The 25,270-nt window shown below is 61.8% G+C and carries 17 protein-coding genes and 1 pseudogene; 16 read left to right on the forward strand and 2 right to left on the reverse strand.

Going from position 1 to position 25,270, the window contains the following annotated elements; genetic code table 11:
* Positions 1-248: 248 nt before the first annotated feature.
* Positions 249-1,292: a transporter gene (locus HDG33_RS34905; protein WP_184040413.1), complete on the forward strand. Its 1,044-nt coding sequence runs from the start codon at positions 249-251 to the stop codon at positions 1,290-1,292.
* A 133-nt stretch (positions 1,293-1,425) separates the two neighbouring features.
* On the opposite strand, the gene hmpA is transcribed toward HDG33_RS34905, so the two are convergent.
* Positions 1,426-2,607 carry an NO-inducible flavohemoprotein gene (gene hmpA / locus HDG33_RS34910; RefSeq protein WP_184040416.1) on the reverse strand — a complete coding sequence of 394 codons (1,182 nt, stop codon included), beginning with the start codon at positions 2,605-2,607 and terminating at the stop codon, positions 1,426-1,428.
* Positions 2,608-2,744: 137 nt separating this feature from the next.
* Here hmpA and norR point away from each other — a divergent pair, with 137 nt between their 5' ends.
* The 15 genes and pseudogenes from norR (at position 2,745) to HDG33_RS34985 (ending at position 22,415) form a co-directional block, all read left to right on the forward strand.
* Positions 2,745-4,340, forward strand: a complete 1,596-nt coding sequence (gene norR / locus HDG33_RS34915) for a nitric oxide reductase transcriptional regulator NorR (protein ID WP_184040419.1) — start codon at positions 2,745-2,747, stop codon at positions 4,338-4,340.
* Between the two features lie 218 nt (positions 4,341-4,558).
* Positions 4,559-5,401 (forward strand): MaoC family dehydratase N-terminal domain-containing protein, encoded by an 843-nt coding sequence (locus HDG33_RS34920; protein ID WP_184040422.1) that lies wholly within the window; start codon positions 4,559-4,561, stop codon positions 5,399-5,401.
* A gap of 18 nt (positions 5,402-5,419) precedes the next feature.
* Positions 5,420-6,583, forward strand: a complete 1,164-nt coding sequence (locus HDG33_RS34925) for an acyl-CoA dehydrogenase family protein (protein WP_184040429.1) — start codon at positions 5,420-5,422, stop codon at positions 6,581-6,583.
* Between the two features lie 16 nt (positions 6,584-6,599).
* Positions 6,600-7,778 (forward strand): CaiB/BaiF CoA-transferase family protein, encoded by a 1,179-nt coding sequence (locus HDG33_RS34930; RefSeq protein WP_184040432.1) that lies wholly within the window; start codon positions 6,600-6,602, stop codon positions 7,776-7,778.
* Positions 7,779-7,794: 16 nt separating this feature from the next.
* The gene (locus tag HDG33_RS34935; protein WP_184040435.1) at positions 7,795-9,183 is read left to right on the forward strand and encodes an MmgE/PrpD family protein; all 1,389 of its coding nucleotides are present in this window, start codon (positions 7,795-7,797) and stop codon (positions 9,181-9,183) included.
* Positions 9,180-9,998: a CoA ester lyase gene (locus HDG33_RS34940; RefSeq protein ID WP_184040438.1), complete on the forward strand. Its 819-nt coding sequence runs from the start codon at positions 9,180-9,182 to the stop codon at positions 9,996-9,998. Before HDG33_RS34935 ends, HDG33_RS34940 begins: the two co-directional genes overlap by 4 nt.
* 171 nt (positions 9,999-10,169) lie before the next feature.
* Positions 10,170-11,789 (forward strand): glycoside hydrolase family 43 protein, encoded by a 1,620-nt coding sequence (locus tag HDG33_RS34945; protein ID WP_184040441.1) that lies wholly within the window; start codon positions 10,170-10,172, stop codon positions 11,787-11,789.
* A gap of 48 nt (positions 11,790-11,837) precedes the next feature.
* The gene (locus HDG33_RS34950; protein WP_184040444.1) at positions 11,838-13,136 is read left to right on the forward strand and encodes an MFS transporter; all 1,299 of its coding nucleotides are present in this window, start codon (positions 11,838-11,840) and stop codon (positions 13,134-13,136) included.
* Positions 13,137-13,179: 43 nt separating this feature from the next.
* A pseudogene (locus HDG33_RS34955) lies at positions 13,180-13,610 on the forward strand (substrate binding domain-containing protein); the annotation flags it as partial.
* 298 nt (positions 13,611-13,908) lie between these two features.
* Entirely contained in the window at positions 13,909-15,291 is a 1,383-nt protein-coding gene (locus tag HDG33_RS34960) for an MFS transporter (protein ID WP_184040447.1), read from the forward strand.
* A gap of 114 nt (positions 15,292-15,405) precedes the next feature.
* On the forward strand, positions 15,406-16,317 hold the full coding sequence (locus HDG33_RS34965; protein WP_184040450.1) for a LysR family transcriptional regulator: 912 nt from the start codon (positions 15,406-15,408) through the stop codon (positions 16,315-16,317).
* 171 nt (positions 16,318-16,488) lie between these two features.
* Complete coding sequence (locus HDG33_RS34970) at positions 16,489-17,988, forward strand: aldehyde dehydrogenase family protein (protein ID WP_184040453.1); 1,500 nt, start codon at positions 16,489-16,491, stop codon at positions 17,986-17,988.
* 156 nt (positions 17,989-18,144) lie between these two features.
* Positions 18,145-19,317: an FAD-binding oxidoreductase gene (locus HDG33_RS34975; protein ID WP_184040456.1), complete on the forward strand. Its 1,173-nt coding sequence runs from the start codon at positions 18,145-18,147 to the stop codon at positions 19,315-19,317.
* A 152-nt stretch (positions 19,318-19,469) separates the two neighbouring features.
* On the forward strand, positions 19,470-20,678 hold the full coding sequence (locus HDG33_RS34980; RefSeq protein ID WP_184040459.1) for a PLP-dependent aminotransferase family protein: 1,209 nt from the start codon (positions 19,470-19,472) through the stop codon (positions 20,676-20,678).
* Between the two features lie 633 nt (positions 20,679-21,311).
* On the forward strand, positions 21,312-22,415 hold the full coding sequence (locus tag HDG33_RS34985; protein ID WP_184040462.1) for a YjgN family protein: 1,104 nt from the start codon (positions 21,312-21,314) through the stop codon (positions 22,413-22,415).
* Between the two features lie 329 nt (positions 22,416-22,744).
* On the opposite strand, the gene rpoD is transcribed toward HDG33_RS34985, so the two are convergent.
* A complete protein-coding gene (gene rpoD, locus HDG33_RS34990) occupies positions 22,745-24,739 on the reverse strand; it encodes an RNA polymerase sigma factor RpoD (protein ID WP_184040465.1) in 1,995 nt (664 codons plus the stop codon).
* Between the last annotated feature and the right edge of the window lie 531 nt (positions 24,740-25,270).

A 25,270-nucleotide genomic window follows, 5' to 3' on the forward strand; every position in this document is an offset into this window, starting at 1 on the left:
GCCGATGATAGTGCGGATTGCCCGTGTGAAAGTAGGTAATCGTCAGGCTCCCCCCAGTCAGAAACCCCACCCGCCGCGGTGGGGTTTTTGCGTTTACGCGGCCGTCATCGGCAGAGATGACGTTTCGGAGACAATCCAGCCGCCACAATTCGACAATACGACGCCGGAAAGTGCGCGCGTCAACTCTCTTTCAATTGTTCGCGCTATGCTCACGTATTCCTTTCGGAAGCGCTGGCATCGAACGACCTATGAAATCAGATCTGGCAATGCAAACCTACGGCGCGGATTCGTCGGGTATGGTCTGCGGTTTCCGGTTTTCGCCGACGCTCGCCGGGCGGCCGATCGACGCGGACGAAGTCATCGACTGGTTCCGCGAGCGCGAGGACGATTCCGGCACTAGCGCGACGGACGCTGGCGAGTTTCTATGGCTTCACTTCAATCTCGCGCATAGCGCGAGCGAGCGCTGGATGCGCACGCAACTCGATCTGCCCGAAACCTTTTTCGACGCCTTGCGCGAAGGCTCGCATTCGACGCGGATCGAGCATGCGGACGGCGCACTGCGCGCGGTCGTCAACGACGTCATGTTCAACCTCGAATTCATCCCGTCGGAAATCGCGACGCTGTGGATCTACGCACATAAGCGGCTCATCGTGACGGCGCGGCTGAAGCCGCTGCGCTCGGTCGACCGTTTGCGCGCGTCGGTGCGCGAAGGTGAAATATTCAGGTCACCTGCCGAGCTGCTGGTTCATCTGATGCGCGACCAGGCCGACCTGCTCGTGCAGATCGTCCGCCGAACCAGTGCCGACGTCGATCGAATCGAGGATCGCTTTCTGTCGCAACGGCCGACGCAAAACCGCCTGGACCTCGGCGCGATGCGTCGCACGCTGACACGCCTGCAACGCATGCTGGCACCCGAACCGGGCGCGATTTTCCGCTTGCTGGCGAGGCCGCCTCGCTGGCTTCATGCGGAAGACGTGCAAGATCTGCGTGAATCGACGGAGGAGTTCTCGGTCGTGCTTTCGGACGTAGCGGGATTGATCGAGCGGATCAGATTGCTGCAGGAAGAAATCATCGCGCGCCTCGAAGAGCAGAACAACCGGACGCTATTTACGCTGACGCTAGTCACGGTGCTGGCGATGCCGATCAATATCGTCGCCGGTTTCTTCGGCATGAACGTCGGTGGCATTCCGCTCGCCGAGAACAAGCATGGCTTCTGGCTGATGGTGGTGCTGGTCGCCGGCTTTACCGGGCTGACGGGCTGGTGGGCGTTTCGCCGCAGGAGGGAGCGCTAGAAGGCGCGGCAGATCTGGCCCGCTTTTTACGAGGCCAAACCCGCCGGCGTGATCGAAGCCCGAACATGCCCGTCTTCGAATACGCTTCGCAGCGATTCAAAGAGGGCAAGTACTCGTCGATTACTCGAGTGCGTTATTCGAGCGCGGCAGCCGGACCAAAGAACTCATAACGGCTCTGCGATTCCGGCACGCCGATCGCCTTCAGCCCTTTCTTGATCGCCTTCATGAACGCGACGGGCCCGAGGAAATACACGTCGACATCACGCGTTTCCGGCAACCACTTCTTTAGATTCGCTTCGTCGACGTAACCGACCGCGTGCGCTTCGGCATCGCCATCACGGCGCTCCTCGTAGCAATAGAAGCGCTTCAGTTGCGGATGGCGTGCGGCCAATGCATCGATTGCGCCGCGGAATGCATGCACGCCACCATGACGGGCCGCGTGAATGAAATGCACCGTACGATTGGTCTTCAGCGCGGCCTCCAGCATCGCCATCGTCGGCGTAATGCCAACACCGCCGCTGATCAGCACCAACGGCTTGTCGCCAGGTCGCAGCGTAAATTCGCCGGACGGCGCGAACAGCTCGACCGAGTCGCTTTCCTTGATCTGCTCGTGCAGATACTTCGACACGGTGCCATTCGGTTCACGCTTCACGCTGATGCGATATTCGCGGCCATCGCTCATTGCGGACAGCGAATAGTTGCGACGCACTTCTTCGCCGTCGATGACCAGACGCACGCCAATGTACTGACCCGGCTGAAACGCGAGCAATTCGCCGCCGTCATCGGGGCGCAGATAGAACGACGTGATCTCGTCGCTTTCACGCACTTTGCGCGCGACGCGGAACAACCGCGTGCCGCGCCAGCCGCCGGGCGCTGCTGCGCTTTCGGCGTAGATCTTCTCTTCGAGGCCGATCATAAGATCGGCGAGTTGTTGATACGCGGCGGCCCACGCTTCGATTACGGCGTCGGTTGCGACGTCCGCGCCGAGTACTTCGCGAATCGCGCGCAGCAGACACTTGCCGACGATCGGATAGTGCTCAGGCTGCACGTTCAGCGACACGTGCTTGTTGATGATCTGCGCGACGAGCCCGCCCAACTGCTCGAGCTGATCGATATGGCGCGCATACATCAGCACGCCGTTGGCCAACGCGCGCGGTTGCGCGCCGCTTGCCTGATTGGCTTGATTGAACATCGGGCGCACTTCCGGATGCTCGCTGAGCATCAGATTGTAGAAGTGCGTGGTGAGCGCTTCGCCGCCGCTTTCCAGGAGCGGCACGGTTGCTTTGATGATGGCGCGGTGTTCGGCGGATAGCATGTTTTTAAGTCCTGGTGAGAGTCTGAGTGAGCGTCTGCCTATCAGCGAATGTCACAGCCGGTTTCGGCAGACTGCCTCTACCACCACGATTCGTGCCAGGTATAAAATGCATTTAGATCAACGATCTGGCAATTAAGATGGTTCATTCGACCCTAGTCGAAAAGACTCAATCCGCAGTCGATCTGACTACAGGGGCGGTCCTCGATGTTCTTACCCCGCTGATTCTCGACCTGTCGCGCGAGCTGTCCGAGCGCGAGCGTTATCGGCGGCTGCTCAGCGCGCTGCGCTCGCTATTTCCGGGCGACGCGGCGGCTCTGCTACGCCTCGAGGGCGATACGCTGGTGCCGCTCGCCATCGACGGCTTGAGCAGCGATACGCTCGGGCGGCGTTTTCGCGTCGCCGAGCATCCGCGCTTTCAGGAGCTGCTGGCCCAGCCAGGGCCGACGCGCTTCGCCGCCGACTCCGATCTGCCCGATCCCTACGATGGCCTCGTGCAAGGCATGGCGCCCGGGCACCTCGAAGTCCACGACTGTCTGGGGTGCCCGCTGTTCATCCGCGGCGAGCCTTGGGGCTTGCTCACGCTCGACGCACTCGACCCGGCGCGCTTCGACACACTCGACATGGCCTCGCTGCAAGCGTTTCTCGGCCTCGCGGCCGCGACCGTGAGCGTCGTCGAACGCATCGACGCGTTGGCGCGCAATGGCGAGGAGGCGCAGCGCCGCGCGGAAGCGTATCGGCTGGCGAGCAGCGAGAGCCGGCGCGAGCTGATCGGCAGCAGCGACGCGCATCGCCGCATGATCAAGGAGATCGAGGTGGTGGCCGCCAGCGATCTGACCGTGCTCGTCACCGGCGAGACCGGTGTCGGCAAGGAACTTGTCGCCAATGCGATCCACGCGCTGTCGCCGCGCGCGAACAAGCCGCTGATCAGCCTGAACTGCGCGGCGTTGCCCGATACGCTCGTCGAGAGCGAACTGTTCGGGCACGTGCGCGGTGCGTTTTCGGGAGCCTCGGCGGATCGACGCGGCAAGTTCGAACTCGCGGACGGCGGCACCATTTTCCTCGACGAAGTCGGTGAGTTGCCCCTCGCGGTGCAAGCAAAGCTGTTACGCGTGCTGCAGAACGGCCAGTTGCAGCGCATCGGCTCGGACCACGAACACAGAGTCGACGTGCGGCTCATCGCCGCAACCAATCGCGACCTCGCCGAAGAAGTGCGCGCGGGCCGCTTTCGCGCCGACCTCTATCATCGCCTCAGCGTGTATCCGCTGCGCGTGCCGTCGTTGCGCGAGCGTGGCCGCGACGTGCTACTGCTGGCGGGCTTCTTCCTCGAAGACAATCGCTCCCGGCTCGGTTTGCTGAGCTTGCGTCTTGCGGCTGACGCGCAGGCCGCATTGCTGCACTACGCATGGCCCGGCAATGTGCGCGAACTGGAGCATCTGATCGGACGCAGTGCGCTGAAGGCGTTGGCGGCCAATCGTGAGCGCCGCCGTATTCTGACGTTGACGGCCGCTGACTTCGCGTTGTCGGACGCACAAGATCGCGCAGCCAATCAAATCGCCACGCAGAGCGAGGAAAGCGAGACGAAAGACTTTCGCAGCGCGGTCACCGAGTTCGAACGCAATCTCGTTCTCGAAGCGCTGATCCGCAACAGGCAGAACTGGGCGGCGGTCGCGCGCGAGCTGGGGCTGGACCGGGCGAATCTGAATCGGCTGGCTAAACGGCTCGGGCTCAAATGAGCGAACAGGCGCAGGGGTGCCGTCGCGGGCCGGCACTAAGGTCAAGCCACATCGAATCGCCGATCGCGCTGACAACAGATCGTCAGCGCCGCTCGCTGGGCTCAACGTCTTAACGAAAAACAAAGGCCCGTTTCGGAAAATCGAACTTCGCGGAACGCAGCGCGTCGGTCATAGTGGGCCCTAACGAGGACCAACACACTGAATCTGGAGACTCCGTCATGTCCGCTGCCCCAGAGAAGCTCGACGATTGGCTCAACAAGCAGGCGGTGGCCGAAGACGACATCACCGCGTTTCCATTGAAGGCGCTTGCCGCCACGCTCGATCGCGAGGAAAGCGGTAACACCGTACCGCCGTTGTGGCACTGGCTGTACTTTCTGCCGGTCGCGCCGCTATCCGAAGTCGGTCCCGACGGACATCCGAAGCGTGGCGGTTTTCTGCCGCCCGTGCCACTGCCGCGCCGCATGTGGGCTGGCGGCCGGCTCACGTTTCATGCGCCGCTGAAGATCGGCGAGCATGCGCGGCGCACGTCGACGATCGCCAATATCGAGGACAAGACCGGCCGCTCGGGCCGCCTCGTGTTCGTCACCGTGCAACATACGATCGAAGTCGATGGCGAGTTGAAGCTCGAAGAGGAGCACGACATCGTCTATCGCGACGCGCCGCAGGAGGGCGCGCGGCCGCAACAGCCGGCGCGCGCGCCCGAAGACGAAACATGGCGCCGCACGATCGACGCCGATGCCGTGATGCTGTTGCGCTACTCGGCGCTGACTTTCAACGGCCATCGCATTCACTACGACCATCCTTATGTCACGCAGGTCGAAGGCTATCCGGGCCTCGTCGTGCATGGCCCGCTGATCGCGACGCTGCTGGTCGATCTCGTGCGCCGAGAACTGCCGCAAGCGACACTGCAAAGCTTCGCGTTTCGCGCGCTTCGCCCCACGTTCGCAGACCAGCCGTTCACGGTATGCGGCAAGCCCGCCGCCGACGGCAAGACCATCGACCTGTGGGCGAAGGACCACGAAGGTTATCTGACCATGCGCGCGACCGCCGCGCTCGCCTGAATTCCGCGAGACTCGACTATGCAAACCACGCAACCCGATTCGTTCCAGGACATTCGCGAGGCCGTGCGCGATCTGTGTCAGCAGTTTTCCGGCGAGTACTTTCGCAAGATCGACGAGGCGCGCGGCTATCCGGAAGAGTTCGTCGACGCGCTGACGAAGGCCGGCTGGCTCGCCGCGCTGATTCCGCAGGACTTCGGCGGCTCGGGGCTCGGGCTCACGGAAGCGTCGGTGATCATGGAGGAGATCAATCGCGCGGGCGGCAACTCAGGCGCGTGCCACGGGCAGATGTACAACATGGGCACGCTGCTGCGGCACGGTTCGGAAGAACAGAAGCGCAGGTATCTGCCGAAGATCGCGAACGGCGACCTGCGTTTGCAATCGATGGGCGTGACCGAGCCGACCACCGGCACCGATACGACGAAGATCAAGACGACCGCAGAGCGGCGCGGCGACCGTTACGTGATCAACGGTCAGAAGGTGTGGATCTCGCGCGTGCAACACTCGGACCTGATGATTCTGCTCGCACGCACCACTTCGCTCGCGGACGTAAAGAGGAAATCAGAGGGCATGTCGATCTTCATCGTCGATCTGCGCGAGGCGATCGGTCATGGCCTGACCGTGCAGCCGATTCTGAACATGGTCAATCACGAGACCAACGAGCTCTTTTTCGACAACCTCGAAATTCCGGCCGAGAATCTGATCGGCGAGGAAGGGCAAGGCTTCAAATACATTCTCGATGGCCTGAACGCGGAGCGCACGCTGATCGCCGCGGAATGCATCGGCGATGGTTACTGGTTTGTCGATAAAGTCACCGAATACGCGAAGGAGCGCGTCGTGTTCGGCCGGCCGATCGGACAGAACCAGGGCGTGCAGTTTCCGATCGCGCGCTCGTTCATCAACGTCGAGGCGGCGAGCCTGATGCGCTTCGAAGCGGCACGTCGTTTCGACGCACATCAACCGTGCGGTGCGCAGGCGAATATGGCGAAGCTGCTCGCGGCGGATGCGTCGTGGGAGGCGGCCAATGCGTGCCTGCAATTTCACGGCGGCTTCGGCTTCGCGTGCGAGTACGACGTCGAGCGCAAGTTTCGTGAAACGCGTCTGTATCAAGTCGCGCCGATATCGACCAATCTGATTCTCTCGTACGTGGCCGAGCATATCCTCGGGCTGCCGCGTTCGTTCTGACCCGCTGGCGGACATCATGAGACCACTCGACGGTATCAAGGTCATCACGCTCGAACACGCGATTGCCGCGCCGTTCTGCACGCGTCAACTGGCCGATCTCGGGGCGCGCGTGATCAAGATCGAACGGCCCGGCGTCGGCGATTTCGCGCGCGGCTATGACGAACGTGTGCATGGGCTGTCGTCGCACTTCGTGTGGACCAATCGCTCGAAGGAGAGTCTTTCGCTCGACCTGAAGCAGCCCGCGGCGGCCGAGATTCTCGATGCATTGGTTGCCGATGCCGACGTGCTCGTGCAGAACCTCGCGCCAGGCGCGGCCGAACGGCTTGGCCTCGGGTACGACACATTGAGCCACAAGTATCCGAAGTTGATCGTCTGCGATATTTCGGGCTACGGCGCGGACGGTCCGTATCGCGACAAGAAGGCGTACGACCTGCTGATTCAAAGCGAGTCCGGCTTCCTGTCGATCACCGGTTCGCCCGGCGCGCCAGCGAAAGCGGGCTGTTCGATCGCCGATATCGCGGCGGGCATGTACGCGTATTCGAACATCCTGAGCGCGCTGTTGCAGCGTGGGCGCACAGGGCGCGGTTGCCGCATCGATGTATCGATGCTCGAGAGCATGGTCGAGTGGATGGGTTATCCGCTCTACTACGCGATCGACGGTCAGTCGCAGCCCGCGCTTGCGGGCGCAGCGCATGCAACGATCTATCCTTATGGCCCGTTTCCCGCTGGCGACGGCAAGACGGTCATGCTTGGCCTGCAGAACGAACGCGAATGGAAGCTGTTCTGCGAGCGCGTGCTCGAACAGCCTGAACGGGCAACCGACGAACGCTTCGCATCGAACTCGAAACGCACTGCGGCGCGCGACGCCCTGCGCGAGGTGATCGTCGCGGCGTTCGCGAAGCAGAGCGCGGCGCACGTGATCGATCGACTCGATGAGGCCGGCATCGCGAACGCGCAGATGAATACGCTCGCCGATGTGTGGGCGCATCCGCAACTGAAGGCGCGCGAGCGCTGGCAGGAAGTCGGCACGGCAACGGGGACGATACCCGCATTGCGGCCGCCCGGTCTGCCTTCCGACCTCGAGCCGCGAATGGACCCTGTGCCCACGCTTGGTCAACATACGGAAGCAATTCTGCGTGAGCTTGGCTACGACAATGGGCGTATCGACGCGCTGCGCGCGGCGGGCACGATCTGATTCGGTAACGACCCCCATGAACGACTATCCCAGTCTCACGCTTGCTACTTTCGCCGCGCAACTCGACTTCGACCGCATCCCGCACGAGGTCGTCGAGCGTACCGTCAACCTGTACGTCGATTGGCTCGGCTCGGCGCTGGCCGGCAAGGGTGCGCGCCCGGTCGAGACGATCGCGCGGTTCGCACGCGCGGCAGCGGGGGCGACGAACGAGGGCCTCTGCGAGGTGCTGATCGACCGCGGTCGCACCACGCCGTATTTCGCCGCGATGATCAACGGCGCGGCATCGCATTTCGCCGAACAGGACGACGTGCACAATGGCTCGGTGTTTCATCCGGCGACCGTGGTGTTTCCGGTTGCGCTCGCGTTGGCACAGGCAAAGCGAGCGTCGGGGCGCGACTTCATCGCGGCGGCGGTGGCGGGATACGAGGTCGGCATTCGCATCGGCGAATTTCTCGGTCGCTCGCACTACAAGGTGTTTCACACTACGGGCACGGTCGGCACGGTCGCGGCAGCGGCAACGGCCGGACGCTTGCTGGGTTTGTTGCCGTCCCAAATGCTCGATGCGTTCGGCTCGGCGGGCACGCAGGCGAGCGGCCTATGGGAATTTCTGCGCGACGCCGCCGACTCGAAGCAACTGCACACCGCGATGGCCGCCGCGAACGGCCTGATGGCCGCGCAACTCGCCGCCGACGGCTTCAAGGGCGCGACGCACATTCTCGAAGGCGCCCAGGGCATGGCCGCGGGCATGTCGAGCGACGCCGATCCGGCGCGCCTCGTCGATCGGCTTGGCAGCCGCTGGGCGACCGCGGAGACATCGTTCAAGTATCACGCGGCGTGCCGCCATACGCATCCGGCCGCCGATGCGCTGCTCGCCGTCGTGCAGACGCATCGTTTCGCGCCGCGCGACATCGCGAAGGTCGTCGCGCACGTGCATCAAGGCGCGATCGATGTGCTCGGTCCCGTAGTCGCGCCGCGCAGCGTACATCAGGCAAAGTTCAACATGGGCACAGTGCTCGGGCTGGTCGCGCATCACGGCTATGCCGGCGTGACCGAATTCGAGCAGGGTTTCGACGCGAGCGAGATCGCCGCGTTTCGCGACAAGGTCACAATGGCGCTCGACGCTGAAGTCGACGCCGCCTATCCCGCACGCTGGATCGGCAAGGTCACGGTGACGACGACCGACGGCCGCGTGTTCGATGGGCGTGTCGATGAGCCGAAGGGCGATCCAGGCAATACCTTGTCGCGCGACGAGATTGCGACGAAGCTGCATCGGCTGGCGGCGTTTTCGGGTGCGGCTAGCGAAGAGGAGGCGGCGCAACTGCTTCGCCGCGCATGGCATATTGCCGAAGAGAAGCAGATTGGCTCGGTATTCGATGCAACTTCGCGCACGATGGTGGCGGCATGAGCGCATTGCCCCGGTCGTATCTGTTCGTGCCTGGGAATCGGCCTGAGCGTTTTGACAAGGCCTATGCGGCCGGCGCGGATGCGGTGATTCTCGATCTGGAAGACGCGGTGCAGCCGGATCAGAAGGTGCCGGCGCGTGCGGCGGTTGTGGCCGCGGTGTCGGCTAACGCATCGCGGGCCGCCTGGGTGCGCATCAATGGCTCGGATACGCCATGGTTTCCAGATGACATTGCGGCGCTCGTTGGGCAGACCGGCGTGGCCGGAATCGTGCTGCCGAAGGCTGAGACGCGCGAACAGATCAACGCGGTTCTGGCGAACGCGCATCCGGCGTTGAGCGTGCTGCCGATTGTCGAGACTGCGCGCGGGTTCGCGAATCTTGCGGAGCTATGCGGCGCGCCGCGCGTGCTGCGGATCGTCTTCGGTACGCTGGATTTTCAGATCGATCTCGGCATCGATGGGGATGGCGAGGAGTTGCATCTGTTCCGCTCGCAGATCGTGCTTGCGTCGAGGCTGGCTGGCAATGGTGCGCCGGTGGATGGCGTGTCGACGACCATTACCGATGCTGATGCGGTGCAAGCTGATGCGCGGCGCGGCCGGCGGTTCGGTTTCGGCGGCAAGCTTTGCATTCATCCGAAGCAGATCGAGCCGGTGCATCGCGCGTATGCATGGAGTGACGCAGAGGTGGAGTGGGCGCAACGGGTGCTTGCGGCTGTCGAGGAGAGCCATGGCGCCACGGTTGCCGTGGATGGGAGGATGGTCGATATGCCGGTGATTCTGCGGGCGCGGAGGGTTGTGGGCGATTCCGAAAGCTTCTGACAATGCGGTTTTCCGTCGCCCCTACCCCCCATCGTCGCACTTGAATAGTTAGCAGGTCACATGCTAGATTAAATTGTTATCGGTAACACATTTCGACGGAAAGTTTCGGTGTCGCAACGTTGTCGATAAAGAAGATCTGTTCCTCTCAGCACGTCAAAAAATACCCTCCCGATGAGTACTATTCAAAATCCAGTTCTGCGCGGCTTCAACCCGGATCCTTGTGTGTGCCGTGGCAAGGATGCGTGGTATATCGCGGTTTCAACGTTTGAATGGTATCCGGGCGTTCTCATTTACGAATCAAAAGATTTCGTCAACTGGGAACTCAAGGCCACGCCTCTCGACAGGCTATCGCAATTGAACCTGATCGGAGAGCAGCCGTCCGCAGGCATATGGGCGCCAGCCCTCTCCTATCACGACGGTCTTTATTGGCTCGTCTATACCGACACCAAGGCATGGAAAGGCGAGCAGAAGATCTCCCCGCTTCGTGACATGCACAACTACCTCGTAACCGCCCCGGACATCACCGGACCCTGGTCGGAGCCCGTGCATCTCGTGTCCGGTGGATACGATCCATCCCTGTTCCACGACGAATCTGGCAAAAAGTGGCTCGCCTATATCCGGCGCGATTTCAGAGGTATCTACGAAGACCTGTTCGTCGGAATCGTTCTGCGGGAATACTCGGTGCAGGAGGAAAAGCTGATCGGCGAAGAGCACGTCATCTATAAAGGCGCCAACCTGAAGACCGATTACTTCATGAAATGTCAGATCTACGAGGCTCCGCATTTGCTGAAGAAGGGAGACTGGTACTACCTGATCACAGCGGAGGGGGGCACAGGCTATACACATGCAACGTGTGTATCCAGGTCCCGCGACATTCTCGGTCCATACGAGCTTCATCCTGATACGCCGATGCTCACGTCGCGCGACGCGAATGGACGGATTCAGCGGACCGGCCACGGCAATCTGGTCGAGGGTCCCAACGGCCAGTGGTACATGACGTACCTCGGATCGAGACCAATCGATGCGCACACGAAGCGCTCGCCGCTAGGCCGTGAAACCTGTGTCGCACCTATCGAATGGCATGCCGACTGGCCCCGCCTCGCCAGTGGCGGAGTGGTTCCCGCCGAATCTTTTGCGATCGGCTCGGATATCGAGCAAAGGCTCGACAGCAGTTGGACGATCGATTTCGGACAACGTGCCGCGCTGCCCCTGGAACTGCAGAGTCTGCGCATCCCCATCGGCGACGACTGGTGCAATCTTCACGAACGCCCGGGCTATCTGCGGATAAGGGGGCAAGAGTCGCCGACTTCGCGGTTCCATCAAAGCTTGTTGGCCTGTCGCATCCGTGACTGGCAGTTCGAAGTCGAAACCGCGCTGGAATTTTCACCCAAGTCATATCTGCACATGGCTGGGCTCATGGCGCGTTACGACGAGAACACCTTCTACTATCTGTTCGTCACGCGCGACGACGACGGCACAAAAATCCTGTCCTACATGGAAATGGATGCCGGCAGCTTCGCCTACAGCAATCGACTGGCGACGCTGCCCGAGGCCACCGGGATCGACCTGCGGATTCGCGTCGTGGACGCGAAACTGCGCTTCTTCTGTCGCTTGACGCACGGCGACTGGAAGGACCTTGAACTGGAAAAGGATTTCACGAAACTCAGCGATGAATATGCAACCCCCATCGGCTTCACGGGGGCGTTCGCAGGTATCACCGTCAACGACATGCTTGGCTTTCGCGAGCCTGCCGATTTCAAGTCGTTCTCGTACCGCCAATTGATCGGCTAAAGCTCGGATTTCGTGTCATCGCTGTCATTTAATAATAAGGAAGATCTCATGCGCTTTCGTTGGAGACATCGCTACCTCGTGCTGCTTATTTTGTTCGCAATCTATCTGCTCTGTTACATGGACAGAATGATCATGGCAGCGGCTATTCCATTCATTGCGTCCGAGTTTCATCTGTCCGCGATGGAAATGGGTGGAATCCTGAGCGCGTTCTTCTTTAGCTACGCGCTATGTCAGATCCCGGCTGGCCTGCTTGCAGACAGATTCGGTCCGCGGCTGATGACGACGATCGGCATCACCTGGTGGACGATTTTCACCGCGCTTACCGGGCTGTGCAATTCGCTCGGCTTGATGCTGGTGGTGCGGGTCGCGTTCGGCATCGGCGAAGCGCTCTTTCCTCCCGCCGCGTTCAAGACACTGTCGGCTTGGTTCCCAAAGCGCGAAGTGGGACGGGCAACCGGGCTGATGATGACCACTAATGCGCTGGGACCCGCATTGGCGCCACTGTTCGTGGCGGCCGTGATGGCCGCGTGGGGATGGCGCGCGATTTTCACGAGTCTGTTCATACCCGGTGTCGCGATGGCCGTATTCGGCTGGATCTATATCAGAAACAGCCCGAAAGACAGCAAGCACGTTTCGAAGATCGAATTGGAGGAAATCGGTACCAGCGAAAAGTCTTTGTCTGCCTCTGCCGGCAAAGCGGATTTTGCTGGTTTGGTGAAAACGCCGCTGGTCTGGTGGTGCTTCGTCACCTTGTTCGTTTTCAGCATCGCCTCGTGGGGCATCATGAGCTGGTTCCCGACGTATCTGCTGAAAGCGCGCGGCCTTTCGACGGCCAGAATGGGCATTATGGCGTCGGTGCCATTTCTCGTGGGCACGATTGCCTATTGCATCACGGGCTTTCTTTCCGACAAGTTCTTCCGCAATCGTCGCGAATTGCTTGTCGTCCTCGGCTGCGTCTTGGCCGCCATCTTTGCCTATCTGACGGCCCATGCGGAGACCGCGGAAACGGCGGTGTTCTTTCAGACGATCGGCTACTTCTTCTCAACCATGGCCGGCTGTTCGCTGTACACCATCCCGAACGTCGCGCTGCCGAACAAGGTCGTCGGGTCGGCAATCGGCTTTGTCAATGCGGCGGGTCAGCTGGCAGGATTTCTTTCCCCGCTGATCGTCGGTTACATCCTGACCACGACGAATGACGACTTCAATGTCGTATTCCATCTCTTCGTCGGCTGCTTCCTGTTGGCTTCGGTTTCCGCCTGGTTCATCAATACGAGGACGGACCTCAGCGACTCTGTCACGCGGAGCGCCGGCGCAGAAGTGCCCGTGCAGAACCGGACAGCGGGATAAACGGCGCGACGGGGCTTGAGCCGGCGATAATTCCGGCTCAGTCACCGGCTTTGGGCAACGACTCGATCAGTTCATGGATGCGCATCCTGAACTCGAAATCGAGTTCATCGCGCGCGACCATTTCGACGATCTCGTTCTCGAGGGCTTTGACCTCGCGCTGCGGTTCGGCGAGCCGAGGACATCGACTCTCGTCGCACGCAGGCTGCTCGACACGGCCGTGGTGACGGTCGCCGCGCCGTCGTACATCGCGCGACTGGGACGGCCGGCAAAGCCGGAAGATCTCGAAGGCCCGAGCCACCGATGCCTGGAATTCCGTAATTCGGAGACAGGAAAGAGGGGCGGTTGATCAATCTCTTTCCCGACTGGGCCGACGAGCGCTATCCCCTCTACGCGTGCTATCGGTCACGGCATCGCATGCCGGCGAAGACGCGTGCCTTTCTGGACTTAGTTGTCGAGTTGGCGAACGCTCACTAGCGAGCGGCCGTTACACAAACGGCTTGCATTAATCGACCTCGACGCGGTTCCGCCTTTCGGGTATGCAAATCGCTTCTTTACCATTCCCTTAATCAAACCGGAACACTCACCTCCAAAAAGCCCAATTCCCACCCCACGTCACCTGTCGCACTCTTGAAGCCAACGGCCCTGCACGATCCGACAACGGCCGTTCAGCGCTCTGCCCCGAGCCGCCGCATCGAACGAAGGCGGCCTCGCAGAACTATTCCGCGCTCGCGCCTCTCGCCCGCGCGCAGCCTAAAAAGACAGGAGACACAATTTGCCAGCCCCCATCAACTCCGGCGCACGCCTCGACCGCCTGCCGATCACCCGCTTCCACTGGAACATCCTCGGCCTGATCGGCGCGGGTGCTTTCCTCGACGCCTTCGACATCTATCTCGCCAACGGCGCGCTCGCGGCGATGGTCAAAACCGGCTTCACCGATCTCCGCCTCGGCTCGTTCTTCATCTCCGCGACCTTCATGGGCATGATGATCGGCGCGGGGCTGGCAGGCTATCTCGGCGACCGCTTCGGTCGACGCTATTCGTATCAGGCCAATCTCGCGATCTTCGGCATCGCATCGCTCGCCGCCTGCTTCGCGCCGAACATCTACTGGCTGATCCTGCTGCGCTTCGTCATGGGCATTGGCCTTGGCGCCGAACTCGTGGTCGCGGCCGGCACGCTGTGCGAGTTCGTGCCACCCGCCACACGCGGCCGCTGGACCGCGCTGCTCGCGCTGATCATCAACTCCGGTCTGCTCGGCGCGACCGCAGTCGGCTATTGGGTAATTCCACATCTCGGCTGGCGCTACATGTTCGCGATCGCGGGGGTTGGAGCGATGGTCGTGTGGTTCCTGCGGCATCGGATGCCGGAGTCGCCGCGCTGGCTCGAAACGGTCGGCCGGCTCGAAGAGGCGGAGGCCACCGTCTCGGCGATCGAGCGACAGGTCGAGGCGCGTGTCGGCAAGCTGCCGCCGGTTTCGCGCGTGGTCAGTCACGAGGTGCCGGCCGCGCCGTTCTCGGCGCTGTTCGCGCGCGGCATGATCGGCCGCACGCTGGTCGCCGCGCTGACCTGCATGGCGATCAACATGTCGCTGTACGGTTTCGTCGCGTGGCTGCCGACGTTCTTAGTCAAGGAAGGCCTGACCATCGTGCAGTCGCTCGGCTTCGTGCTGCTGATGTCGTTCGGTGCGCCGGCCGGTGCTGTCGTCGGTTATCTCGTGACGGACCGCCTGGGGCGACGCAACGGCATCGTGCTGTTCTCGCTTGCAACGATCGTGCTCGGCTTCGTCTACGTGCAGATGCGCGCGCCAGTGCCGATCGCGGTCGTCGGTTTCGCGCTCGTCACGACGATCTACACGGTCTGCACGCTCGGCCTGTTCGGCTATATCCCCGAGCTGTTTCCGACCGCGCATCGCTTGCGCGGCACCGGCGTGGCCGGCACGTGCGGCCGCGCGGCGTCGATGTCGACACCCTACGTCGCGCTGCTGCTCTACACGGAGTTCGGCGTGACGGGTGTGCTGACGATGGTCGGTGGCGTGCTGTTGTTGCTGAGTATCGCGATTCTCGCGCTGCGCATCGAAACGAGTCAGCAGACGCTCGAAGAGATTTCGCCCGATGCCGAGCTGATACCGCAAGCGGAGATGATGCGAGAGTCGGCTTAAGCCGTGCGCGCATCAAGGTGATTTGTCGATTCGGATCTTTCCCCGGCTAAATTTTCACTTCACCCGGTTAAGATGAAAGTTTGCTTTGCGCATGCTTCGCTAGCAGCTTTCATCATGCACTTCGATTTCGTCGATTTACGCCTGCTCCTGCATATCGCCGACACGCGCAACCTCGCGCGTGCGGCGGAGCGTTCGCACCTGTCGGCGCCGGCCGCCAGCAACCGGGTCAAGAATCTCGAGGAGCAGCTCGGCATCAAGCTGCTCTATCGAACCAGCCAGGGCGTGACGCCGACACCCGCGGGCGAAGCCTTCGTGCATCACGCGCGGCTCGTGCTCGAACGCGTCGAGCATCTGGCCGGCGACATGCAGGAGTATGGCGAAGGCATCAAGGGCCACGTGCGCATCTGGGCCAACACGACCGCGATCAGCGAGTTTCTGCCGGCCGTGCTGAGCCGTTTCCTGCGCGATCACCCGGACGTGAACATCGATCTGCGCGAAGTGCTGAGCGGCGAGATCGTCAAGGGCGTCGCCGACAGCGCGACCGATATCGGGATCGTCGCGGGCAATGTGCATGCCGAGCATCTGCAGATGCTGCCATATCGCGACGATCGGCTCGTGCTGGTTACGTCGTGCGAGCATCCGTTCGCGAGACAAGCGTCGGTCGATTTTTCGCAGGTGCTGAACGCGAACTTCGTGAGCCTGCCGACGTCGAGCGCGATTCACGCGTTCATCACGAGTGCCGCCGATGCGCTCGGCGCGCGTCTCAAACTTCGCATCCAGGTCGGCAACTTCGAGGCCGCGTGCCGGATGATCGAGGCGGGTGTCGGAATCGGCATCGTGCCGGAGTCGGTCGCGCTGCGGCACAAAAAGACGATGCAGATCGCGATCGTCGGCCTGAACGATCCGTGGGCCGAGCGCAAGCTGAAGATCTGCGTGCGCAGTCTGAAGGACTTGCCGCCGTTCGCGCGGGTGCTGGTCGACCGGTTGATGGCGGTGCTGCAGGAGGATGTCGGGCCAGATGCTTGACGCGCGGGCGTGACACCCGCCCGAAGTCTGACGAAGTTTCCTTCTGGAAACAGCGCCCCGCTTTTGTCAACCGGTATTTCACTCCCCAAGCATCTTCTTGCCGCCACAAAAACCCGCGTGTATAGTTTCCGAACTTACTCTTGTTTCGTATCGGAAATTAAAGGGGTTCACATGGACGCGTCCACTATCCTCGCGGATCTGGGCATTGCCCAAGCCGCGCAAGCCGGCGATATCGCCGTTCATTCGCCGATCACCGGCGAGCTCATCGGCCGTGCGGCCAGCCAGACGGCGGTCGAGGTCGACGCGGCGCTCGCCCGGGCCAAAGACGCGTTTGCCGTGTGGCGTAACGTGCCGGCGCCGCGCCGCGGCGAGCTGGTGCGGCTGCTCGGCAATCGGCTGCGCGAACAGAAGCAGGCGCTCGGCAGCCTCGTCTCGCTGGAGACGGGCAAGATCCTGCAGGAAGGCATGGGCGAAGTGCAGGAAATGATCGACATCTGCGATTTCGCGGTCGGTCTGTCGCGTCAGCTGTACGGTTTGACGATCGCGTCCGAGCGCCCGGGTCATCGGATGGCGGAGTCGTGGCATCCGCTCGGCACCTGCGTCGTGATCTCGGCGTTCAATTTCCCGGTGGCGGTCTGGTCATGGAATGCGGCGCTCGCGCTGGTGTGCGGCAACGCGGTGATCTGGAAGCCGTCGGAAAAGACGCCGCTCTCGGCGCTGGCCGTGAACAGGATTCTCGAAGACGCGCTGAAGGAATTCGGCGACGCGCCAGCCGGCCTGGCCGCATTGATCAACGGCGGGCGCGACGTGGGCGAAAAGCTCGTCGCCGATCCGCGCGCGTCGATCGTCAGCGCGACGGGCAGCACGGAAATGGGTCGCAAGGTTGGCGTCGAAGTGGCGAAGCGCTTCGGCCGCTCGCTGCTCGAACTCGGTGGCAACAACGCCGGCATCGTCACGCAGACGGCCGACCATGAACTCGCGATGCGCGGCATCCTGTTCTCGGCGGTCGGTACGGCCGGTCAGCGCTGCACGTCGCTGCGGCGTCTGTTCGTGCACGACAGCGTGTACGAGAAGACCGTCGAGCGTCTGAAGCAGCTGTATAGCCGCGTGCCGATCGGCAATCCGCTCGAAAAGGGCACACTGATGGGGCCGCTGATCGACCGTCAATCGTTCGACCGCATGCAGGAAGCGCTGCAGCAGGCGAAGGCCGAGGGCGGCAAGGTGTTCGGCGGCGAGCGAGTCGAAGTGAAGGGTTATGAGGGCGGCTACTACGTGCGTCCGGCCATCGTCGAGATGCCGTCGCAAACGTCGGTCGTGCTGAAGGAAACGTTCGCGCCGATTCTGTACGTGCTGCGCTATGCCGATTTCGCCGATGCGGTCGAGGCGAACAATGCAGCGCATCACGGCTTGTCGTCGTGCGTGTTCACGAGCGACCTGCGCGAAGCGGAACGCTTCCTGTGCGCGTCGGGCAGCGACTGCGGCATCGCGAACGTCAACATCGGACCGAGCGGCGCGGAGATCGGCGGTGCGTTTGGCGGCGAAAAGGAAACGGGCGGCGGGCGCGAGTCGGGTTCGGATGCATGGAAGGCTTATATGCGTCGCGCGACCAATACCGTGAACTACTCGTCGGCGTTGCCGCTTGCGCAGGGTATCGACTTCAATCTCGACTGAGCGCGCAAGTGTGACGTCGTAAACGATGGCGGCGCATCGCGTTGATGCCGGTGCGCCGCCGTCGCCGTCCGGCGCGCCACAGCCGCGCGTTCCAGATAGCAATCCGTTTGCGCCGCCCGGCGTTCCGGAGCGGCCACGTTACTCGTGGAGTAAGACGTGAGTTCGAAAGTCGTGATCGTCGGCGGTGGGGTGATCGGCAGTTCGATTGCGTATTTCTTGCGGCTGTCCGATCCGACAGTCGGCGTCACGGTAATCGAGCGCGATCCGACCTATGCGCGTTCGTCGTCGGCCTTGTCGGCGGCGTCGATCCGGCAGCAGTTTTCTACGCCGCTTTCCATTCAGATGTCGCTGTTCGGCATCGAGTTTCTTCGCTCGATCGGCGAGCGGCTCGAAGTCGACGGCACCCGGCCCTCGATCGACCTGCACGAAGGCGGCTACCTGTTTCTCGCGACACCTGCCGGTGAAGCGACGCTGCGCGAGAATCACGCGCTGCAAAAAAGCCTCGGCGCAGATATCAGCCTGCTCGACACGCATGGCTTGCAAACGCGCTTCCCTTGGCTCAATACCGACGACCTCGTTGCCGGCGCTTATGGCGAAAGCGGCGAGGGCTGGTTCGACGGCTACGGTTTAGTACAGGCGCTGCGCAAGAAAGCGCAGGCGCTCGGCGCGCGCTATGTCGCGGCAGACGTCACCGCGCTGCATCGCGAGGGCAATCGCGTCACGCAGGTACAAACCGCGGACGGTGAGACCTATGCTTGCGACGTCGTCGTCAACGCGGCTGGCGCATGGTCGCGCAAGGTCGCACAGATGGTCGGCGTCGATCTGCCCGTCTATGCGCGGCGGCGCAGTATCTTCAACGTCACGTCGCCGGCAAAGCTTGAACGCTGTCCGCTGCTGATCGATCCGAGCGGCGTGTACTTCCGGCCTGAAGGCAATTCGTATATCTGCGGCACGTCGCCGTCGGCCGATAACGATCCCGACGATCTACCGCTCGATGAAGTCGATCACGTGCTATTCGACGACGTGATCTGGCCGACGCTCGCCAATCGCGTGCCGCAATTCGAGGCGCTGCGCGTGCAGAACTGCTGGTCCGGCTATTACGAATACAACGTGCTCGATCAGAACGCGATCATTGGCCATCACCCGGATATCGATAACTGCATTTTCGCGAACGGCTTCAGCGGCCACGGTTTGCAGCAAGGGCCGGCAACCGGACGCGGCATCAGCGAATTGATTCTGCATGGCCGCTATGCGACGCTCGATCTCAGTTCACTAAGCTTTACGCGCGTGCTCGAAAACCGGCCGATCATCGAAAAGAACGTGGTGTAGCGCCTTATATGGCTCGATGCGCGGGTCATGCGAAAAACGCAAGAAGTAGTGGGTAGATATCGTTTGCCGCGGATCCCGTCGATGGCCACAATCGACGTCGATTGTCTTCGACATCCCAATCGATATCACACGCAAGGCAGGCGGCCGTCATCATGTTCTCGTTCAATTCCGCATTCGAAGCCCCGAGCGGCTCGCCGATCCGCGAGCTGTTCAAATACCTCGCGCGGCCCGGCATGATCTCGTTTGCCGGCGGCTATCCGGCGAGCGATCTGTTCGACCGTGCAGGACTCGATGCCGCGGCCGCGCGCGCCTCGCAACAGCCGACGCAGTGTCTGCAATATGGCCCGACTGATGGCATCGCGATCCTCAAGGAACAGCTCGCGCAGCTGATGGCACGGCGCGGCACGCCATGCGCGCCAACAGACCTGCTGGTGACGACCGGTTCGCAACAAGGATTCGATCTGTTGCTGCGCGTGATGGTCGCGCCCGGCGACGTCGTGCTCGTCGAGCAGCCCGCGTATCCGGCCACTTTGCAGGCGCTGAAGCTGCAACAGGCCGACGTCGTCACGGTGCCCGTCGATCAAGACGGCCTCGACGTGGCGAAGCTCGCCGCGGTGCTCGAGACGGGCACGCTGCGTCGCGCTCCCAAGCTGCTGTACACGGTGCCGACGTTCGCGAATCCGACCGGCGCGACGCTATCGCTCGAACGTCGAATCGCATTGTTGAAACTGGCGGCGCGTTATCGGTTCGTGATCGTCGAAGACGATCCGTATGGCGATCTGCGTTTCGATGGCACGGCAGTGCCTTCGCTTCTCGCATTGAGCGAGCAGGTGCCCGGTTCACGCGACTGGGTCGTGCATTTATCGAGTTTGTCGAAGATCGTCGCGCCGGGTTTGCGTGTCGGCTGGATGGTCGCGCACGCGGAGATCGTGCGGCGATGCGTGGTCGCCAAGCAGACCGTCGATCTATGCAGCGCGCCCTGGACCCAGGCGATTGCCGCCGAGTACCTCGCGAGCGGCGGGTTGGAGCGGCATCTGCCGCGCATTGTCGATGCGTATTCCGTCAAATGCCGCGCGCTATGCGATGCGCTCGACACGCATCTCGCGCGGCACATCGCATTTCATCGTCCGGCCGGCGGCATGTTCGTGTGGGCGCGTCTGAACGCGGCACGCGATGCGTCCGACTATCTGCGCGTGTGCATCGAACAGAACGTGATGTTCGTGCCGGGTGTCGCGTTTTACAAGGACGCGGCCGATAGAGCTGCGCTGCGCCTGTCGTTTGCCGCGCCGGGTGTGGAGGAGATTGAAACCGGCGTGCACCGAATGAACCGCGCGCTCGAGCAGTACTTCGACGAGCAATAAAATCCTGATTGCATCAACACAATCAGTGGAATGCGGCAGATTACCCGGCGAGCATCTAATGTGCAGCCGGGTTTTTTTATCCAAATGCCAACAATTGTGGCGATTTAACAGAATTCACCGCATTCCTTATTAATCGTGAATCGCGAATCGCGTTGAGTTCGAATACGCAATCGTTTTCGTCCGCGCGTGCCTTCTATGAGACCGACCGTGGCAAGCCGCAGATGAGGCCGCCCGGGATTTCCACGTCGAACGGCGCGTACGCGCGAGTGGCCCCTCAAATGATTGCCCCCAATGAAATCGTTATTGCACGCCTTAATTTCAAGATTATGCAATTCGAATAAATTCGGGCGTTGCCAAATCTTGTAATGGAAGTGATCGATTTATATGCGGAAATGCCATTTATAAAGATAAGAAACCGTGTAATTATCGTGCTTGCCGGCCGGCTTCCGTTTTGCGTGATTCCCGGAATGTCTGAAAGACAGGTTTTACACGGGTCCGCGCCACACGAGTCGGCTTTCGCACGGGACAGCATCGTCGCCCGTCGCGTTCGCCCATGCATGCCGCATATGAGTGCCGCACGAGAATGCGTGAGTGGGCCACAAAAACGTTAAATGAGGAAAAGGGGGCAACGCAATGAATTCACTCGACGAGAAGCGGCCGCTGCTGATCTACGACGGCACGCTCGGCGACCTTTACGGCATCTTTTTCAGAAACCTTGTGCTGCAAATCGTGACGCTCGGTATTTACCGCTTCTGGGCGACCACGAACAACCGCCGATATGTCTGGTCGCGCATGCGGTTTCAGGACGAGCGCTTCGAGTACACGGGCACCGGGGGCGAGCTATTCAAGGGCTTTCTGCTCGCGATCGTGGTCGTGTTCGGCGCGGTGTTCGCGGCTGGCGCGCTAAGCGTGGTCTTGCGCATGCTGACGAAAAGCGCGGCACTTGGTTGGCTGCCTGTCATCGCGTTGTATCTGCTGATCGTCGTGCTCGCGGCGGGTGCGTTTTTCGGCGCGCAGCGCTATCGGCTGAGCCGGACGCAGTGGTGCGGTATTCGCGGCGGCATGACCGGCTCGGCGCTCGGCTTCGGCGTGCGCGCGTTGCTGTACGCACTGTTGTGCGTTGTCACGCTTGGCCAGATGACGCCGTGGACATCGATGCGTCTAATGGAGTGCCGCATCAACGCGAGCAGCTTCGGTAGCCTGGCGTTTCGCTTCAAGGGGCGCGCGTGGGTCGTCTACGGTCTGTTCCTCGTTACGTTCGTCGGCGTGGTCGTGTTGTTCGCGGTGCTGTTCATGGTGTTTCTGAAGGGCGCTCTCGCATCGATGCATGTCGGCCAGGTGCCGGGGGCGAGTACGGCGCCGTCGCGGGCCGCGCTCGGATCGCTGTTTTTGTTTTATGCGCTGTTCTCCATCGGCACGATGCTGATCCGCGGCTTCTATGTCGCCGCGCTGACGCGCCACGTGATGGGCAATACGTCGCTCGGCTCGCAATTGCATTTCGGCAGTAACGTCAGCGTGGCGCGTCTGCTCAGTTTGCAGTGCGGCAACCTTGCGATCATCGTGTTCACGCTCGGCCTTGGGGCGCCAATCGTGCTGCATCGGCTGATGCGCTTTGCCGTCGACACGCTGCAGGTGTCCGGCTACCTCGATCCGCATATGCTGGGGCAAAGCACCGTGGCGCCGCCGCTGACTGGCGAGGGCATGCTGAATCTGCTCGATCATGGTGGCGCCTTCTGAGATTGGACTCGCGTTGAGAGCGCGGCAATGGGCGGGGGGCGCACGATGTGCAACAAGTAATGGGACACGCGACTCATCTCAGGCGCGAGCGCGAAACGCAGTACGCTCAATGAGTTAGCGCAGTCATGCGCAGGTTGTCCACAAGCTTGTTCCCAAAATCTGTGGACAACAGGGGGGAAGCGAAGCGGAGAATTCGCGCCTGAAAAATTGTGGAAAGGTACAGCACAAAAGCAAACAGCGGGACTCACCGTCGACCGGTTCATCCCGCTGCTTGTATATGACGATGTGGGCGCTTGCCGTGCAGCGCGCACGGCAAGCGTGGCAAACGCTTATCGGTCGAGGAACGACTTCAGACGGTCCGCGCGGCTCGGATGCATGAGCTTGCGCATCGCCTTGCTCTCGATCTGGCGGATCCGCTCGCGGGTCACGTCGAACTGCTTGCCCACTTCTTCAAGCGTGTGATCCGACTTCGTGTTGATGCCGTAGCGCATGCGCAGCACCTTCGCTTCGCGCGGGGACAGAGAGTCGAGCGCGTCGTCGATCGCGGCACGCAGGTCGGCCTGCATCGCGGCATCCGCCGGCGACGATACGCCAGCGTCTTCGATCATGTCGCCCAGCGTCGCATCGCCGTCGTCGCCGACCGGCGTTTCGAGCGATACGGGTTGCTTCGCGATCTTCAGAATGCCGCGTACCTTCTCTTCCGACAGTTCCATGCGTTCCGCGAGCACCGCAGGATGCGCTTCCTGGCCGGTCTGCTGCAGGATCTCGCGCGAAATGCGGTTCAGCTTGTTGATCGTTTCGATCATGTGCACCGGCACGCGGATCGTGCGCGCCTGATCGGCGAGCGAACGAGTGACGGCCTGACGGACCCACCACGTCGCGTACGTCGAAAACTTCCAGCCACGACGGTATTCGAACTTGTCCACGGCCTTCATCAGACCGATGTTGCCTTCCTGGATCAGGTCGAGGAACAGCATGCCGCGGTTCACGTACTTCTTCGCGATCGAGATCACGAGACGCAGGTTCGCCTCGATCATCTCGCTCTTGGCCTTGCGCATCTTCGATTCGGCCGCGACCATCTGGCGGTTGATTTCTTTCAGATGCTTGAGCGGCAGCGACACCGTCGCTTCGATGTCGATCAGCTTCTGCTGTTCGGACTGGATGGCCGGCAGGTGACGCTCGAGCGCCGCACCATAGGTCGACGCGCCGGTGCGCGCGGCACGCTCGGTCCAGCCGAGGTCGGCCTCGCTACCCGCGAACGTTTCGATGAACTTCTCGCGCGGCATGCCGGCCTTCGAGACGACGATCTGCAAAATGTTGCGCTCGATCGCGCGCACTTGCGCGACCTGTCGCTGCACGTCGCCGCACAGACGGTCGATCGTGCGTGCGGTGAAGCGGATCTTCGCGAGGTGCTGCTGAATGTCTTCGCGTGCGCGCAGATAGGCCTTCGACGTGACGTCGCCGCGCGCGTGCGACGCGTTCATCTGGTCGTACAGAATGCCGACCTGGGCGAAGATTTCGAGGCAGTCGCTCGTGAGCTGCTTCAGGCGAGCTTCGTCCGCCGCCGACGAATCTTCCGGACCGACGTCGTCGTCTTCTTCGTCTTCGCTGTCTTCGTCGGCGTCGCTGTCTTCATCGGCATCCGTGTCGGCGCTCGCGACTTCTTCCGCGGCGGCCGTCTCTTCATTCAGGCCGTCGACGAGTTCGTCGATGCGCAACTCGCCGTCGACAACCTGCTGCGCGCTCGCGAGGATCGCGGAGATCGCGAGCGGGCACGCGGCGATCGCTTGCACCATTTCGTGCAGGCCGTCTTCGATGCGCTTCGCAATCGCGATTTCGCCTGCGCGGGTGAGCAGTTCGGTCGCGCCCATTTCGCGCATGTACATACGCACGGGGTCGGTGGTGCGGCCGAACTCGGAGTCGACGGTCGACAGCGCGACTTCGGTTTCCTCGTCCGCCTGGTCGTCCGACACCACGGCGGGGGAATTCGAGTTGAGCAGGAGCGTTTCCGCGTCCGGGGCCTGCTCGTAGACCTGCACGCCCATGTCGCTGAACGCGCTGACGATGCTGTCGATCGCGGCGGTTGCGGTGAAGTTGTCGGGCAGGTGGTCGTTGATCTGCGCGTGGGTCAGGTAGCCTTGCTCTTTACCCAGCTGGATCAGTGCGCGCATCAGGCGCTGGCGTTCTTCGGCTTGTTGCGGCAGCAGCTCGGCTGCCACGGGAATCGCTTTGCCGGCGCCCTTGCCTTTGGCCGAACGGCCGGACGGAACTTTGGCAGTGAAGGCGGTGTCGTGTTGCGAATCTTCGCGATCAAAAGGGTTCACGTAATTTCCTCTAGAGGCTTCGCTATGAGACGCAAGACGCTACCGTCAGGCGTTTCGAGCAGGGCTCAGCATCACCTGATGTGACTCAACGCGGTTGTTGGGCTGTGCTCTGGGGAGCAAAAAAGATGAGCCCGCTCGAAGCGGGCCGATGGACATGCGAAATTTTGCGCGGCTCGCATTATATACGAGCTTGGGGGTTCGCGCTCGTGGGTGCACATCAAATCATCGTCGCTGTTGTCGCAGGCATTGCGTGAGGCTGCGCAGGTGCATAGTCTGTGGCCATGCGCGCGACCTAACCTAGATAGGGGCGAGTTGCTCCTTGCGCAAGGGGGCTCCATGTCGTTTTCCTGTATATGGAGTCGTATCCTCGCATGCTGTCCCCAAATGCTGTCCCCAAAATAAATTCGCAGAAGGGTATTGACGTGTTGTTGACCGCTCTCCATAATCTCGTTTCTCTGCTGCAGACGCAGCGACGCAAACGAAGCAGTGCCGGGTAGTGGTGGTTCAGGCGCGGCGGGTTTGGCGGACCGA

Source organism: Paraburkholderia sp. Cpub6, assembly GCF_014201065.1.
Lineage (GTDB): Bacteria > Pseudomonadota > Gammaproteobacteria > Burkholderiales > Burkholderiaceae > Paraburkholderia > Paraburkholderia tuberum.